Annotated in this window: 10 protein-coding genes; 5 read left to right on the top strand and 5 right to left on the bottom strand. The window is 55.3% G+C overall.

Annotated features, from left to right (window positions below):
* Positions 1–29 precede the first annotated feature (29 nt).
* Both JS530_RS09145 and clpB read right to left on the bottom strand, forming a co-directional pair.
* Complete coding sequence (locus tag JS530_RS09145) at positions 30–1,106, bottom strand: glutamyl-Q tRNA(Asp) synthetase (protein ID WP_214376859.1); 1,077 nt, start codon at positions 1,104–1,106, stop codon at positions 30–32.
* Positions 1,107–1,542: 436 nt separating this feature from the next.
* On the bottom strand, positions 1,543–4,212 hold the full coding sequence (gene clpB / locus JS530_RS09140) for an ATP-dependent chaperone ClpB (protein WP_214376858.1): 2,670 nt from the start codon (positions 4,210–4,212) through the stop codon (positions 1,543–1,545).
* A gap of 608 nt (positions 4,213–4,820) precedes the next feature.
* Between clpB and JS530_RS09135 the strand changes: the two genes are divergently transcribed.
* Positions 4,821–6,143, top strand: coding sequence for a DUF2142 domain-containing protein (locus JS530_RS09135; RefSeq protein ID WP_214376857.1), 1,323 nt, complete (start codon positions 4,821–4,823; stop codon positions 6,141–6,143).
* A 156-nt stretch (positions 6,144–6,299) separates the two neighbouring features.
* On the opposite strand, the gene JS530_RS09130 is transcribed toward JS530_RS09135, so the two are convergent.
* On the bottom strand, positions 6,300–7,121 hold the full coding sequence (locus JS530_RS09130; protein ID WP_214376856.1) for a fumarylacetoacetate hydrolase family protein: 822 nt from the start codon (positions 7,119–7,121) through the stop codon (positions 6,300–6,302).
* A 177-nt stretch (positions 7,122–7,298) separates the two neighbouring features.
* Here JS530_RS09130 and JS530_RS09125 point away from each other — a divergent pair, with 177 nt between their 5' ends.
* Complete coding sequence (locus JS530_RS09125) at positions 7,299–8,663, top strand: RNA-binding domain-containing protein (RefSeq protein WP_214376855.1); 1,365 nt, start codon at positions 7,299–7,301, stop codon at positions 8,661–8,663.
* 209 nt (positions 8,664–8,872) lie between these two features.
* Here the strand turns inward: JS530_RS09125 and glf are convergent, their stop codons facing one another.
* Complete coding sequence (glf, locus tag JS530_RS09120; protein WP_425350867.1) at positions 8,873–10,048, bottom strand: UDP-galactopyranose mutase; 1,176 nt, start codon at positions 10,046–10,048, stop codon at positions 8,873–8,875.
* Positions 10,049–10,508: 460 nt separating this feature from the next.
* On the opposite strand from glf, the gene JS530_RS09115 reads away from it, so the two are divergent.
* Together JS530_RS09115 and JS530_RS09110 are read left to right on the top strand one after the other, a co-directional pair.
* Positions 10,509–12,212, top strand: coding sequence for an RNA-binding domain-containing protein (locus tag JS530_RS09115; protein WP_214376853.1), 1,704 nt, complete (start codon positions 10,509–10,511; stop codon positions 12,210–12,212).
* 537 nt (positions 12,213–12,749) lie between these two features.
* Positions 12,750–13,832: a glycosyltransferase family 2 protein gene (locus JS530_RS09110; protein WP_214376852.1), complete on the top strand. Its 1,083-nt coding sequence runs from the start codon at positions 12,750–12,752 to the stop codon at positions 13,830–13,832.
* Between the two features lie 93 nt (positions 13,833–13,925).
* Here JS530_RS09110 and JS530_RS09105 read toward each other — a convergent pair whose 3' ends face one another.
* Positions 13,926–14,933 (bottom strand): hypothetical protein, encoded by a 1,008-nt coding sequence (locus tag JS530_RS09105; protein WP_214376851.1) that lies wholly within the window; start codon positions 14,931–14,933, stop codon positions 13,926–13,928.
* A gap of 216 nt (positions 14,934–15,149) precedes the next feature.
* Between JS530_RS09105 and JS530_RS09100 the strand changes: the two genes are divergently transcribed.
* On the top strand, positions 15,150–16,409 hold the full coding sequence (locus JS530_RS09100; RefSeq protein ID WP_214376850.1) for a nucleotide sugar dehydrogenase: 1,260 nt from the start codon (positions 15,150–15,152) through the stop codon (positions 16,407–16,409).
* Positions 16,410–16,447: the final 38 nt, after the last annotated feature.

The following is a 16,447-nucleotide window of genomic DNA, read 5'->3' as shown; positions in this document are numbered from 1 at the left end:
GGCTGCTGTAGTCAACGTCAACTAGTCGACTACAGCGCGTCCGCCAGCCACTGCGGCGTATTGGGATCCGCAGGGTCCAGCGCACGGTCGGGATGATCGGCGCGCAGTGGCTGCCAGCTGAAATCATCCAGCAGACCAGCGGCAGCGATTGGCTCGGAGGTTGAGCGCAGTCGCAACAGCCATGCGCAGAATCCGATGATCTGCTCCGGAGCGACGCCGCGAGCGCGCAATGCTCCCATGTCCAGCGACCGTTCGCGCTTGGCGAGGCGACGGCCGGCAGCATTGTCGATTAATGGTAGATGCGCGTACGCTGGCGCGGCGGTTGAGGCAGACGCTACGACTGCCGAAGCAACTGTTGGCGCGACAGTTCTGGCCTCAGCCGCAGCCTCCGCACTGTGCTCCGGTTTGAATCCGCCGGCGAGCAGGCAGCGCCGAATCCACATCTGCAATGCCGTGGATCGCAGCAGATCGCGCCCACGCACAATGTCGTCAACGCCCATGTCTAAATCATCGACGACTACGACCAGCTGATAACCGAACAGTCCATCGGCTCTGCGGATTACCGAATCGCCGACTTCGCGCGGAAGGTCATATGTCTGACGCCCGTACACGCCATCGTCGAAATACGCCTCCCGCTCTGGTAAGGACTGCGGCATCGCGATGCGCATGGAGTGCTGGTCGCCACGAGCAAGACGCGCCTGTACTTCCTCGGGATGTTCGTGCAGCAGTCGGCGGCAGGTTCCGGGGTAGAGCATGAATCCGTCGCCCTCGTTGGGCGCGGAGGCGGCGCGGATGTCCGCGCGCGAGCAGAAGCAGGGATACAGCACGTCTTGCGAGCGTAGGCATTCGAGCGCATATTCGTAGCGCTCGGTGCGGCGGGACTGATACATCGGCGCAGCGGCATTGTCCCAGTCGAAGCCGAGCCAGCGCAGGTCATCCATCATGAGCTGGTCCGCGCCTTCGATCACGCGCGGCTTGTCCACGTCTTCGATGCGCAGCAGCATGCGTTCACCGCGGGAGCGGGCGGACAGCCATGCCGCGAGCATGGCGTACACGTTGCCGATGTGCATACGGCCCGAAGGCGTAGGCGCAAATCGTCCGGTCATGGCTTTCCTCTCTTCAGGCTTCAGGCGGACAGGCGGAGCTTTTCGGATCTTTGACCACAGTATTCATAGGCTCGTACTGGCTGAAGCACCAAGTAAGCCGCGCAAACCATGCTATCTCGCTTACAAGGGGTTGATTTCTGGTTTACGGAAGGTCTATCTCGCTTACAAGGGGTTCCTTAACCGTTAGACCCTGTCTATCAGCGGCATGGCACCACCGTTATTCCGCCATTTTGATTGCCGATATACTCGGACACCAACCCCTTGTAACGCAGATAGACCTCCGACAAGGACCAAATCAACCCCTTGTAACGCAGATAGCACGCAAAACAGCCTCAGAAAAAGCAAAATGGTGGCTGCGGATTGCCACAGCCACCATTATTAGGACTCATACGCGTCTCTATGCGGGTCTATGCCCGTCACGACGCCAACGCCAGCGTCACTTGTCTTCAGAGACGTTGTCGACCTTCACGTCCGGGTCATCGCCGATGATCTGGTCACTGGCCCATGCGGAGAGCTCCAAGTGTTCGCCACCGGTCTGGTCGACCAGCACGGTGTCGCCGTCGTGAACCTTGCCGGCCAGCAGCATACGAGCCAGCTGGTCGCCGACCTCGGTCTGCACCAGGCGACGCAGCGGACGAGCGCCATACGCCGGATCGTAACCCGTGTTGGCGAGCCATTCGCGAGCCGAGTCGGTCACGTCGAGCGTGATGCGGCGATCGGTCAGGCGCTGGGCCACGCTGTTGACCTGGATGTCCACAATACCGCCCAATTCCTCACGGGTGAGCGGGTGGAACATCACGATGTCGTCCAGACGGTTCAGGAACTCCGGCTTGAAGTTCATGTGCACGGAGTCCATCACGGCCTTCTTCTTGGCGTCCTCGTCCAGATCCTCGTTCACGAGGAACTGCGAACCCAAGTTGGAGGTCATGATGAGGATCGTGTTCTTGAAGTCCACGGTCCTGCCTTGGCCATCGGTCAGGCGGCCATCATCGAGCACCTGCAGCAGCACGTCGAAGATCTCCGGGTTGGCCTTTTCGACCTCGTCGAACAGCACGACGGAGTATGGACGACGGCGTACGGCCTCGGTCAGCTGACCACCCTGCTCGTAGCCCACGTAACCAGGAGCGGCACCGATCAAACGAGACACGGATGCCTTCTCCATGTACTCGGACATGTCGATACGCACCATGGCCTTCTCGTCGTCGAACAGGAAGTCCGCGAGCGCCTTGGCCAGCTCGGTCTTGCCCACACCGGTGGGGCCGAGGAACAGGAACGAACCGGTCGGGCGGTTCGGGTCGGAGATGCCAGCACGCGAACGGCGCACAGCGTCGGATACGGCGGCAATGGCTTCCTTCTGGCCAATCACGCGCTTGCCGAGGTAGTCCTCCATGTGCAGGAGCTTCTCGTTTTCGCCCTGCATCAGGCGACCCACGGGGATGCCTGTCCAGTCGGACACGATCTCAGCCACGGAGTCGGCGTCCACACGGTCCGGGACCATCGGCTCCTGAGCGGGGTCGGTGGAACCGGTGCCCTTGGACTCGGCGTCCGCGTTCTCGGCGGCGGCGAGTTCCTTCTGGATGGAAGGAATCTCACCGTACAAGATCTTGGAGGCTTCGGCCAGGTTGCCCTCACGGGTGAACTTATCCGCCTGCACCCTGAGGTCATCGAGCTTGGCACGCAGGTCGCCCACCTTGTTATGGCCAGCCTGTTCCGCATCCCAGCGCGCCTTGAGACCGCTGAGCTTCTCACGGGTGTCCGCGAGTTCAGCCTGCAGCTTGCCCAAGCGCTCCTTGGATGCCGGGTCCTCAGCCTTCTTGAGCTGCATCTCCTCCATCTCGAGACGGGTCACCTTGCGCTGGAGCTCATCGATCTCCTCCGGGGAGGAGTCGAGTTCCATACGCAGGTGGGCAGCCGCCTCATCGACCAAATCGATGGCCTTATCAGGCAGCTGACGGCCGGAAATGTACCGGTTGGAGAGCGTCGCGGCGGCGACCAGCGCGTCATCACCGATCGTGACCTTGTGGTGCGCCTCGTAACGCTGCTTCAGACCACGCAGAATGGCGATGGTATCTTCCACGGACGGCTCGCCCACGAACACCTGCTGGAAACGACGCTCCAGAGCCGGGTCCTTCTCGATGTTCTCGCGGTATTCGTCCAGCGTGGTCGCGCCAATGAGGCGCAGCTCGCCACGGGCCAGCATAGGCTTCAGCATGTTGCCGGCGTCCATCGAACCCTCGGCAGCGCCCGCGCCCACGATGGTATGAATCTCATCGATGAACGTGATGATCTGTCCGTTGGCGTTCTTGATTTCGTTCAGAACGGCCTTTAGGCGCTCCTCGAATTCGCCACGGTACTTGGAACCGGCCACCATCGAGCCCAAGTCAAGGCTGATGAGCTTTTTGCCTTGCAGGGTAGTCGGCACATCGCCGGCCACGATACGCTGGGCCAAGCCCTCCACGACTGCGGTCTTACCCACGCCAGGCTCACCAATCAGCACCGGATTGTTCTTGGTACGACGGCTCAGGATCTGAATCACGCGACGAATCTCCTGATCGCGGCCAATCACCGGGTCGAGCTTGCCCTCCTTGGCTGCGGCGGTCAGGTCGGTGGAGTACTTCTCCAGTGCCTTGTACGAACCTTCCGCATCCGGACTGGTGACTTTCGCGCCACCGCGCACGCTCGGCACGGCCTTACGCAGTGCCGCGGCAGTCACGCCGTTCTTCTCCAGGATTTCAGCCGACTGGTTCGGCTTGCTGGCTGCGATGCCGATGAGCAGGTGCTCGGTGGAGACGTATTCGTCGCCCATCTGCTGCATTTCCTTCTCAGCCTGGGCGATGGCGGCGGTCAGCTGACGGCTGGCCTGCGGCTGCGAAGTGGTGGAGCCGGATGCGCTCGGCAGCGCGACCAACGCGTTACGCACGGCGGCGCCGATGGCCTGTGCATTGCCACCTGCGGCCTCAATCAACGAGCGCACCACGCCGTTTTCCTGGCGCAGCAGCGCATCCATCACATGCAGGGTCTCGACCTGCGCGTTTCCAGCGGCGGACGCACTCTGAATCGCGTCGCCGACGGCCTCTTGGGCCATGGTGGTGAACTTCTGTTCCATGATGTGTTCCTCCAAAGTCTTCTTGTATGCCCGCCGGCAGACGGCTGCGCGGTGGCTGCGTGGCGGCAGCACGGTAGCTGCAAAAATGCGGCACACGGCTCGAAACGCTGTGTAATCCGACTACCGCACGGTTCGTGGATTGCACAGTCCGCGAACCGCACAATCCATGGATTGCACGGCAGAAGCCGCATCCCGCATGTCACGCCGCACGCCCGCAGGCAGGCATTCGTGTCATGTTCTGACTCGTTCAACCGACCTAGAGACCATTCTATTCCCAAAACTTGAGCGAGGGTGACTCAAGTTTTACTTTTCAGCGTGCAGCACTACCACATACCTCACCGTTCGCCCCTCATCATCCTCACTATGTACGCGGCTGAACGCACCACCCGCATACTTAGTGAGGATTTTGAGGCCCGAATCCTCACTATGTTTGCGACACGTTCGTCGAGCCGCATACTTAGTGAGGATTTCGCCCGTAAAACCCTCACTATGTACGCGCCATGCACACGCCGCACCCGTCAGGACGCGCAGTTACTACCCGGATACACCAGCCCTATACTGAGACACATAGATTTGGCGAACCCTGCAGGTAAAGGAAAGCCCAAACCATGCCAATACAGCGACGATCCATCTCGGCATTCATCAACAGCCGTTTCTTTGTAGCATTGTTTGCCACGCTCACCATCGCATTTGGCGGTCTGTGGATGGCACACACCCAGATGAATAGAATCCCGGACCTTTGGGAACATGTATATCGCGTATCCGGCATAGTCAATGGCGACATCGTGGCAAGACCAGTAGATTCGATCTCCGGCTATCACCGCGACGCCCAATACAATTATGGCGGCAAAGTCGATTGGCAATGGATTGAACTGTCCACTCAGCACAATGATCCATCCTTTGATGCGGGCGTCGTCAATCTTGACAGCATCACCGCAAACGACAGCACCGGCGCAGACGTACCATACAACAACACCGCTGTATATTCCCCGGTTTCATATGTGCCGCAAATCATCGGATTCGGCGTCGGCAAAGCACTAAATCTCAACGCAGCGACAACATACTATCTCACCGAGGGCATTATGCTACTCGTGTACGCGGCACTCACCGCCTGCGGCATCGCCGCGCTGCAACGTTGGCGATTACCGACAGCTTTGCTGCTGCTCTCACCACCGGTTATCTATCATTTTTCGTTTGCGATTTCCGCAGACAGCCTTACGCAAGGTCTGATTATTCTGTTCTCCTGCCTACTGATGCGAGCCGCCAGCTGCCCTCCCCAATGGCTTGATTACGCCATTATCGGCAGTATCGGCATTCTGATTGCGTTAACCAAGTTCGCATTCATGCCTCTGATTTTCATTCCGGCTGCGTTGCTCATTGTGCATAAATCGACGAGCCGGCAAGAGCGACTCACCGTTGCGGCATCAATCGCATTATCGTTCGCCGCGGTGTTCGCTTGGCTCAAGATGACTGCAGCGTTCGTTTCCAATCCCGCATCGGTATCTCCTGCAGAAGTGCATGCACGCACTTCCGGATTGCTGCATGACCCACGACCGGCCATCAATGCTCTTTGGTACAGCTTCAGCCATCTGCAGGGGCATTTCCGCTCACCACTGATGCTGCTCGCCATCTGGCTGTTCTTCGGCCTTGTGTTGCTCGCAATATTGGGCAATGCCATTGTCAAGCCGCGCCACTGGCGAGAGAGCCTGTTTTGGTTGATTGTCTTCATCATGGCAATGGGTACAATTCTGGCTACGTATTTGGCAATAATGTGGTTGCAGGGCACGCCGTCTTCGATGAGCGGCGTCTACACGCCTCAGCTTCGCTATTTTGTGCCGCTCTTCCCCATGATGTTGCTGGCTGGATTGGAAAATGGTGCGCGCTTGCTTGGCAAGCGGCGCAGCGCCCGCGCAGTTACTGCCTGCTCGTGACACATAAGCGGCAGTAGGTGCGCGGATTGACGCACTCCTCGCGCACGTACTGCCTGTTCAGCACGCAAAAGAGGCAGTAGCTGCGCGCCGCATTCTTCTGGACGCGCAGTTACTGCCTCTATGCCGCTAAGTCACCGGTAGCTTAGCGCTTAGGTGTCAGGCGCGCACGATTACGTTGCGCAGAGAGCCGATGCCTTCCACGTGCACGATGGCTTCGTCGCCTGGATCAAGGTGACCGGACGCGTTCGGGGTGCCGGTCATGATGACGTCGCCCGGCAGCAGCGTGGAGAACGAGGAGATTGCGGCGATCTGTTCCGGAATACCGTGGATGAGGTTCGCGGTGGTGCCGGATGCCATCGGGACGTCCTCACCGTTCAGAGTGAAGGAAATCTTCGCGTCCTTCCAGTCAAGGTCGTCGCGCATCACGATCCACGGACCGAGCGGGCAGGACGTGTCGAAGCCCTTGGCGCGCGTCCAGGTCGGATCGAGACCCTGCAGGTCGCGCAGCGTCACGTCGTTCACGCAGGTGAAGCCAAGCACATAGTCCATGGCCTTTTCGACCGGCACGTTCTTAGCGATGCGACCCATCACCACAGCCACTTCCGGCTCGAAGTTCATATCCTTGGAGCAGGCCGGATACACAATCGGGTCGTCCGGGCCGATCACCGAGGTGGACGGCTTGGTGAATATGACCATGTTCTCCGGCGCGTGCGCGATTTCGGAGTGACCGGCTTCGTGCATGAACTGTGCGTGGGCCTCGTAATTCTTGGCCAGACCGTACACCTTGGACGGCAGAACCGGGGCAAGCAGGCGTACGCCGTCCGCGTCCACCGCGTAACGATTGCCCGTGGGTTTGACCTGGTCGCCGGCCAGCGGATGGCCGTCCAGTTCGATGAGGTAGTCTTTGCCGTCAACCGGGTCCTTCTGCACGAAGGCATAGCGCGGCGCATCATTCATAGAAAATCGTGCAAGTCTCATAGTCACTAAGCCTACTACCGATATGTATTGTCTCGCGCACCTTTTCGCCGCAAGCAGCGGCGCAGGCACGTCCTCGACGCCGAATCTTATCGTATCTAACACCTTATCGCGATAAGATAGAAGATAAGATACGATAAGATAGAAGATAGCGATAAGATACCAGCAAGAAGCATTCTGATGACAGAATCAGCATTAATAGAAGGTCCGCATCTGGAATTCAAGCGCAAGTGGGTCGATGGAGCCAAACGATCAGCCGTCGCATTTGCTAACACCGACGGAGGAACCATCTATATCGGCGTTGAAGACAACGGAGATGTAACCGGCGTCGACAACATCGACGAAACCATGCGCCGAGCTACACAAGCAATTTCCGATGGTATCCGACCTGACGTGATGAACTTTGTTTCCGCCGAGAACGAAAACATCCATAACGTACCGGTCGTAGCCGTCCACATACAACGTGGCGCCCACCGCCCTTACTATTTAGCCGATAAAGGAATCAGACCTGCCGGTGTATATATCCGCTCAGGAGCGGCATCTATCCCGGCCTCCGAGTCAGCCATTATCGACATGATCAAGCAAACAGCAGGTGATTCCTTCGAAGACGCGGTTTCCCTCAACCAAGAGCTCACTTTCACTGCGGCACAGACAGCATTCGCCGATGCGGGATTGCCTTTTACACCGCAATCACAACGTACACTCGGGCTCACCAACGCCGATGACGTCTATACCAATCTGGCTTGGCTGCTCTCCGACCAATGCACTGCTTCAATCAAAGCAGCCGTATTCGCCGACGAAGTCAAAGAAGTTTTTCTGAACAGACAGGAATTCACAGGTTCGCTGCTCACCCAATTCGGCCAAGTCAGCGAATTCATATCACGTCATAATGCAGTGCATTCATATACGGATGCAACCATGCGACGCGTAGATAACTATGAGTATTCTCCACTGGTATTACGCGAAGCAATGCTCAATCTCATTGTTCACCGTGATTATGGCCTCTCAGGACCAGCGCTCATTAGCATCTTCAGCAACCACATGGAGTTTATGAACCTTGGCGGATTGCTCGGAAACTTTACTCGTGCGGATATGATGAATGGCATTTCCTCGCAGCGCAACCCTAAATTAGCCAACGTGTTTTATCGTCTCAAGCTCGTTGAAGCATACGGCACCGGCATTCGCAGAATTATGGGAGACTACCAGGACGAGGCCGTTCAACCTACGTTCGATATCAGCGATCACGCTTTCCGACTCATTCTTCCTAAGCACCAGCGCGAAAATGTCGGCTTAGCGCAAACTTCATCTACGCAAGAACTCCCGCAGGGGATTGCTTCAACGCAAACTGCTGATCTACCAACCAGACAGCAACAGATTCTTGATTATGCCAAAGAGCATGGCAGCATTACTCGTAAACAGGCGCAATCGGTGACTGGAGCATCTCAATCGACTGCGATAAAGACCATCAATGACCTAGTCAGTAAGAAACTGCTGACACGTACAGGGAGTGGTCCGCATACGAGTTACCGCCCCTGCCGCCAATAACGAGCAATAGCTCGAGCAATAGCTCTTTTGAGTTTGCGACAGATTCCGAGGAATCTGTCGCAATCCGGCGCCTCACTCGCTACATTCCGGGGAATCCGTCGCAAAAGGACTGTTTCACGATACGTTCCACGACGCATTCCGGGGAATCCGTCGCAAAACCTTATGGCTGGCGACGCAATCCCCGGAATCCGGCCATCAAATATGCAGCACTACTTCGCCAGCAGCGGCGCGACTTGGCTCTCGTACGCGGTCAGGGCGGTGTCGATCACCTGATGCATGTCGTAGTACTTGTACGTGCCGAGACGTCCGCCGAACACGGTCTTCGGCTCGGCCGCGGCCTTCGCCTCGTACTGCGCATACAGCGTCTTGTCCGCGTCCGTGTTGATCGGGTAGTACGGTTCGTCGCCGCGCTCGGCGAAACGGCTGTACTCCTCCCACACCACGGTTTTGTTCGGGTTCTGTGAGGCCGCGCGCTCCGGGTTGAAATTCTTGAATTCGATGGCGCGCGTGTACGGCACGTCGGCGTCGGAGAAGTTCATGACCGGGCAGCCGAAGTGGTCGCCTTCGTCGTAGCGGACTTCCTTGAAGTCCACGGTACGCCACTTCAGGTCACCGAGCTCGTAGTCGAAGTAGCGGTCGATCGGCCCCGTGTACACTACCGGCACGCCGGCGGCCTGCAGGGCCGTCTTGTTGTACGGCTGGGATTCGTCGAAGAAGTCCACGCCGAGTTCCACAGTGATGCGCGGATCGTCGATCATGCGCTCGAACCACTTGGTGTAGCCGTCCGCGGGCAGGCCCTCCCACGTGTCCTTGAAGTAGCGGTTGTCGTAGTTGAAGCGGACCGGCAGACGCTTGATGATGGATGCCGGCAGTTCGGCCGGGTCGGTCTGCCACTGCTTGCCCGTGTAGTTCTTAATGAACGCCTCGTACAGCGGGCGCCCAATCAGCTGGATGCCCTTGTCGTTCAGGTTCTCCGGGTCGGTTCCGGCCAGTTCGCCGGCCTGCTCGGCGATAAGCTGCTGCGCTTCGGCGGGCGTGTAGTGCGCATGGAAGAACTGGTTGATGGTGCCAAGGTTGATGGGCAGCGGATAGACTTCGCCATCATGCGTGGCGTACACGCGATGCACGTAGTTGGTGAACGAGGTGAACCGGTTCACGTAATCCCATACGCGCTTGTTGGAGGTATGGAACAGGTGCGCGCCATAACGGTGGATTTCCGCGCCGGTTTCCGGATCGAAGTAGGAGTACGCGTTGCCGCCGATGTGGTCGCGCACGTCGATGATGTGCACGCGAGCGCCCGCATGCTCCACCGCCTGCTGCGCCACAGTCAAGCCAAACAGTCCCGCGCCAACAATCACCAGGTCCGGGTATTCGAAGTCGGTCATATTCATTATCCTTGCGTCCACCATTCCGCTGCAATGCACTTATCCCAGCATCGCAACGTATTAGTCACATCAATGTTACTCGTATATATACCAAACGGTATTCTCACCTAGGCAACCACGCACAAATCCGGAAACTATGGACTGCGACACCAACAATTTCAGCAGCACCATCCAAGACACAGAAATAATGTGCATATAACACGTTCTATGACACAATTGCGCCATTCGCTGTTTGCAGTAGGTATGGGTTAGCAGTGGTGACGGCTTTGAGACCGAGCATGCCACAGGTCAGATAAATCTTGGCAGCAAAGCAGTTCATATTCTCCGGAGTCGCGCCAACGCAAGTCAACCTATCGACCGTCAACATATCCCCGATATGCCGACGGCTCGATCTAACAGTGGTCGGTGAAACTGCATACGATAATAATAATTGGGATAATCTGTTGGAAGGCAACACTCAATGGGCCAACGTAATGACGAAGAGCTAACGAACCTGCTGAACCATCTGATGCGCGACTGGGAGAACGAAGTCGTTGAATTCAAGGAAGGCGGCAAGGGATACTCAACCGGAGAAATCGGCCAGTATGTTTCGGCGCTGTCCAATGAGGCGAATCTGCGTGACGCGGATTCGGCATGGCTTATTTTTGGGGTGAAAGACCGGTCTCGCAGGATCATTGGTACCGAGTATCGACAGAACGCAGAAAAACTACAACGTCTCAAGCATGAGATCTCCGATGGCACTGAACCGGGAATTACGTTTCGCAATATCTATGAGTTAAAACATCCTGAAGGACGGATTCTGCTATTCGAGATTCCTCCAGCTCCTCGCGGGATGCCGATTGCATGGAACGGTCACTTCTATGGTCGCGCAGGCGAAAGTTTGGTCGCTTTGAGCTTGGACAAGCTTGATCTGATTCGCGTGCAGGAGTCTGCGTTCGATTGGAGTGCGCAAACGGTTCCGGATGCCACGATTGATGATATTGATCCAGAAGCGATGCGCTTCGCCCGTCAAGCGTTCACTGAACGGCATGCACCGCGTATCAGTGCGGAAGAGGTTGAATCGTGGAGCGACGAAGATTTCCTCCGTCATCTGGGATTGTTAAATGCCCGTGGTCTGACTCGCACCGCATTGCTGCTGCTAGGCAAGCCTCAGGTGTTTGCTTTGTTGAGTCCTCTGATGGCCGAAATGACATGGAAACTTGTTGGGCAGGAAGAAGCATATGAGCATTTCCAGCCTCCATTCATTTTGAATACCACCCGTTTATACCAACGTATACGCAATATCAAGATACGTTTGATGCCGCCAGGAGAGCTTATCCAACGTGAAATCGAAAAATATGATCAGCAGACTGTGCTAGAGGCGCTGCACAACTGCATCGCTCATCAAGACTATCGTCAGCATGCGCGCATTGTCGTGACCGAATACCCTGACCGGCTGGAATTCATCAGCCAAGGAGGTTTCGTAGAGGGCAGCCCGGATGAGTTTGCACTCAAGGGACACCTTCCGAAGAGGTACCGCAACCCGCTTATGGTGCAAGCAATGACCGAGCTAAACATGATTGATCATCTTGGCTACGGTATTGAGCGTATGAACCGTTCACAGGCCAGCCGTTATCTGCCGTTGCCGGATTATGATCTGAGCGACCCCAACGAAGTGCGACTCACCATCTATGGCAGTGTGGTTGATGAATCATACACCCGCATGCTTATGTTGAAGAGCAACCTCCCATTCGAGGACATACTCGCTTTGGATCGTGTGCAAAAACACCAGCCGATACCAGCCACCACAGCTCGCAGGCTCCGCAGACAAGGGCTTATTGAAGGTAGAAAACCGAATCTGTATGTATCCGAAGCCATTGCTAATGCTACCGGTACGCAAGCTGAATACGTTCGTGCCCGGAGCCATTCCAACGAGTACTACATCAGTCTGGTTCTTGACTATCTGCGTCAGTATGGCAACGCCACCCGTGAGCAACTCAACGACCTGCTATATCCAGCATTCGTCAATAACCTGACAGAAGAGCAGAAATCAAACAAAGTCAAGAACATACTGTCGAGCATGCGCACTCGTGGGTTGGCCCGTAATGAATTTGCCGGAAGAAGTTCCATCTGGTATCCAAACGAGGAAGGTTCATCTACAAACGTGTCAAAAGTATCCGATTAAAACCCGAAAAAATCCGATTAAGCCTCAGGTCTTTGGCGCGAATCCTTGATTTTTCAACGATCTGCACCGGATAAATCATGGTTCAAACTATCCGATTAACTTGGATGCTATCCGATTTGGACTGCGCGTACATTTTCTGAAGCTGTTAATCGAGGCACTGTAGTAATAAACCGGTAATTGCGGCTGAAATCTTCGGGTGGCGCCTGTGAGCAGCTGACGCGTTGGCGCCTCCGCCATTCGGGCGCCAGTACAGTTCATTCCTTGGAAGCGTGGCCTCCAAGGAGTGAACTGTGCCCCCTGTGAAATTCGAACCCACAACCCACAGCTTAAAGGATGCTGTTCTAACCGTTGAGCTAAAAGGACAACAGCATTGAGATATACACCTGCAATAGCCGATAGTTTGTATGCTGGGCTCTACATACCGCATGCTCGTTCATCCCGCGACATTACATCCTCATTGCCAAACACATCACGATGCATAATCATGGGATACTGAGAATGACCACATCAACAGAGAATTGCCAGAGGAACGAACTCATGCCACACTCCCAGCCGCTCGTTTCCATCATTGTGCCGGTGTATAACGCCGAGGACTATCTGCATTACTGCGTGGACTCGATTCTGGGGCAGTCGTACACGAATCTGGAAGTGATTCTGGTGGACGACGGCGCCAAGGACTCCAGCCCCGTCATCTGCGACGCGTACGCCGCGAAGGACCCGCGCGTGATAGTAATCCACCAGACGAATGGCGGTATTTCCAAGGCGCAGAACACTGGTTTGGACGCGGCGCATGGCGAATACATCGCGTTCTCGGACAACGATGACATTCTCGACAGCCGCAACATCGAATACCTACTGCACGCGCTGGTAAGCACCGGCGCGGATATGAGCAAGGGACGCTGGCGCCAGTTCGGTGTCTCGCAGCTGGAGACTGTGTCCGCCGAGGCCGCAAACGGTGCCGAAGCACCCGGCAAGATCACCGTGTTCGAGCATCCGCTCACCGCCTATCAGTCCGTATTCTGCAAGAGTTTCAGATTGATTGGCGAGAAGCTCGGCCGTAATACCGAGGCACGCTACTTCAATGAGGCCAACTGGTGCAGACTGTACAAGCGCGAACTGTGGGATGGTCTGAGGTTCCCGGTGGGTCATTATGCGCAGGACATTCGTATGGCTGGACCACTGTATTCGCGTATGCGCAAGGTGGCCGACGTTGATGCGACGCTCTACTACTGGCTGCAGGAGCCCGGCTCGGTGACGCACTCCAAGCGCACCGCTGCTTTCTGGCATGACAATGCGCTGTCCGCAGCCGAGAATTTCCGCTTCACGCTCGCTCAGGGCGTGGTGCCCTGCCGCAACTACTTCGGATTGGTGGCCAGCGTGCGCGACGAAGGCCACGGCTTGAAGCGACTCAGCAAAGACGTGCACTTCGAAAACGAAGTAGATCGCAAGAAATTCACCGTGACCGCGGCCGACCGCAAGAATCACGAGCAGGATGTGGCGGCTATGCATGAGCTAGTAAGCCAGCTCACGCCGCTGCAACGTCTGCACTGCCATCTGTTGTATTGCATTCGTTCTGCCGAAAACATGGTCTATGATCGTAAGATTCATGCAATGAAGTAGATGACATGACTTATTTTGTTCGGCACCGACTGTAAGCCAAGACAAAAACAGACCGTATTATCTTTAAATAAGTCAGCTGGCACGAGCCTCTAATTAATGAATCTCCTCGCTTAGAAGTCGTTCAATGTCGTCTAACTGTGGTAATTGATTCGAATCCGGCAACCTTGGCACTCCCTGCGGAGTAAAGGGCCCAGAAGGCAAGTAGCAAGGAGACCATCGAGGATTTGACCAAGTTCCATCGCACCAATCGGCAATTGCATAACTATAGTTCTCACTTGAAGCGACTGACCAACCATTTACCGGCTCCAGTTTTCTCTCACCTGTCAGATACGTACCAGGTACAGGTCTATCAACTTGACGAACCCATAAGGGACTGCCACAGACTTCTTTCTTACCTTTTGTCCCTTCTATACAGTCAATCCTCAACATCAATTCAACGACTTTGCGCTCATGCAATAAAGGTCCCCGCCAAACACCATCATCAAAGCAAGACGCACGCAAACCTGCAACGGAACAATTACACAGACTGTCAGGAGCTAAACCTACCCAATCATCAGATAAAGCGCCTTCGCTCATCGCCTTTATTAGTTTTATGTAGGCATCAGCACGCGAAGGCCACCAACTAGCTTTATCCTTATCCATCGCCTTTTGCCATTCATCCCCCATATAATTAGCGATATCTCCATAGGCGAGAAGCCATGAATCAGAAGTCTGTCCAACCCACCAAACAACATGCTTAAATGGAGAATCCTCGGCGGTACCCGCCCATGGCCACATAGTTCCGCATTTCGCGATAGCCCTCACTAAAGCAAAATTGCCTTGCTTCAATGCGGGTTCATAACAGAGTGGCTCTGAAGCTGATCCGGATAATTTCCTACCAACTTCAGTCAGTATTTTCCGACATTCTTTATCCTCGATAATAGATGAACAGGCTGCTGATACCTGTGGACCGGCCAAAGATAAACTCCCAGAGACCCCGGGAAGCAAAACCCTCTTCCATTCTTTGATAGCAAATCTCTGACAGAGCTTTTCAAGCTTTCCCTTTGAATAGTAAAGTAAGTCATCATCATCAGTGACGATGTATTTCAACGGTGCAAACATACCTTTATTATATGTGAATATTTATTCCCCATTTGTCATGATGCCAGCACCGTTTGAAATCGGATAACAAAATTAGTGCAGCGAATGAAGACCTATTTCTTTGCACGTATTACTGCTGCATCATCAGAGAAGCCATCTGATCAACAACAGCTACTCCGAATATCGGCTAAGCTGATTCACAGACAGTGTGGAACTACACAAGGAAGGCACGCGAATATGAAAATCGCCGTTGCAGGTACCGGATACGTGGGGCTATCGGTAGCGCTGCTGCTAGCCCAGCACAATGAAGTGCATGCGCTGGATATCGTACCGGAGAAGGTTGAACTGCTTAACAATGGCAAAAGCCCGATTGTCGATAAGGAGATAACGGCATTCCTCGATAACAACAAGTCAGGCGAGCGTCCGCTGGACTTCCAAGCCACACTTGATCCAAAGCAAGCATACACAGGCGCAGATTATGCCATTATCGCAACGCCTACGAATTATGATTCAGAGAAGAACTACTTCGATACTTCTAGCGTGGAAGCTGCCATCACCGCTATTCGCACATACAACGCCACCGCTTGGATTGTGATTAAATCCACTATTCCGGTAGGGTACACGCAGCAGCTGCGCGAACAGTTGAATGATAACCGCATTCTGTTCTCCCCTGAGTTCTTGCGCGAGGGGCATGCGCTGTATGACAACCTTCATCCAAGCCGTATTGTGGCAGGTGCGCCACAAAACGATGAAGCAGCAGTAGCGGCAGCGAAAGAGTTCGTCGCGCTTCTTGCTGCAGGAGCGGACGAAAATGAAAAGAATCGCGTCAACTCCGATGGCACAACTGGCATCCCCGAATTGGTAGTCGGTCCGACTGAGGCCGAGGCTATCAAACTATTCGCGAACACCTATCTTGCGCTGCGCGTGGCCTATTTCAATGAGCTCGACACTTATGCGGAGAGCCGCAGCCTCGATACTCGCGCCATTATCAGGGGCGTCTGCCTCGACCCGAGAATCCGCGACGACTACAACAATCCAAGCTTTGGCTACGGTGGCTACTGCTTGCCTAAGGACACCAAGCAGCTGCTTGCCAATTACGATAAGGTGCCGCAGAACCTTATCGAGGCCATCGTGCAGTCGAACCGCACGCGCAAAGACTTCATTGCCACTGAAATCGAGGAGCTTATCGAGAAGGCCAAAGCACGCGGTACCGCGAAACCTGTGGTCGGCGTATACCGGCTGACTATGAAATCCGGATCAGACAACTTCCGTCAATCCGCCATTCAAGGTGTAATGAAGCGCATCAAGTCCCGCGGCATTGAAGTCATCGTCTACGAGCCCACCCTTGACGCTCCTGATTTCTTCGGCAGCAAGGTTATGCATGATCTCGCAGCGTTCAAAAAGGAAGCCGATGTAATCATCTCCAACCGTTGGAACAGCGAATTGGACGATGTGCGCAAAAAAGTCTATACGCGCGACCTGTTCAGAAGAGACTGAATCAATGCGGGTGCCCGGTGCTCTTACTCCACTTGCGA

Origin of the sequence: Bifidobacterium colobi (genome assembly GCF_018555455.1) — a bacterium.
Lineage (GTDB): Bacteria > Actinomycetota > Actinomycetes > Actinomycetales > Bifidobacteriaceae > Bifidobacterium > Bifidobacterium colobi.
Note: the sequence above shows the minus strand (reverse complement) of the source record. Positions and strands in the feature narration are given on the sequence as shown.

What these genes read in the sequence shown, in the direction of transcription:
- JS530_RS09135 (WP_214376857.1), top strand. Translation starts at nt 4,821, where the DNA reads ATGCCAATACAGCGACGATCCATCTCGGCATTCATCAACAGCCGTTTC.
- clpB (WP_214376858.1), bottom strand. Translation starts at nt 4,212, where the DNA reads ATGGAACAGAAGTTCACCACCATGGCCCAAGAGGCCGTCGGCGACGCG.
- JS530_RS09110 (WP_214376852.1), top strand. Translation starts at nt 12,750, where the DNA reads ATGCCACACTCCCAGCCGCTCGTTTCCATCATTGTGCCGGTGTATAAC.
- JS530_RS09125 (WP_214376855.1), top strand. Translation starts at nt 7,299, where the DNA reads ATGACAGAATCAGCATTAATAGAAGGTCCGCATCTGGAATTCAAGCGC.
- JS530_RS09105 (WP_214376851.1), bottom strand. Translation starts at nt 14,933, where the DNA reads ATGTTTGCACCGTTGAAATACATCGTCACTGATGATGATGACTTACTT.
- JS530_RS09115 (WP_214376853.1), top strand. Translation starts at nt 10,509, where the DNA reads ATGGGCCAACGTAATGACGAAGAGCTAACGAACCTGCTGAACCATCTG.
- JS530_RS09145 (WP_214376859.1), bottom strand. Translation starts at nt 1,106, where the DNA reads ATGACCGGACGATTTGCGCCTACGCCTTCGGGCCGTATGCACATCGGC.
- glf (WP_425350867.1), bottom strand. Translation starts at nt 10,048, where the DNA reads ATGACCGACTTCGAATACCCGGACCTGGTGATTGTTGGCGCGGGACTG.
- JS530_RS09100 (WP_214376850.1), top strand. Translation starts at nt 15,150, where the DNA reads ATGAAAATCGCCGTTGCAGGTACCGGATACGTGGGGCTATCGGTAGCG.
- JS530_RS09130 (WP_214376856.1), bottom strand. Translation starts at nt 7,121, where the DNA reads ATGAGACTTGCACGATTTTCTATGAATGATGCGCCGCGCTATGCCTTC.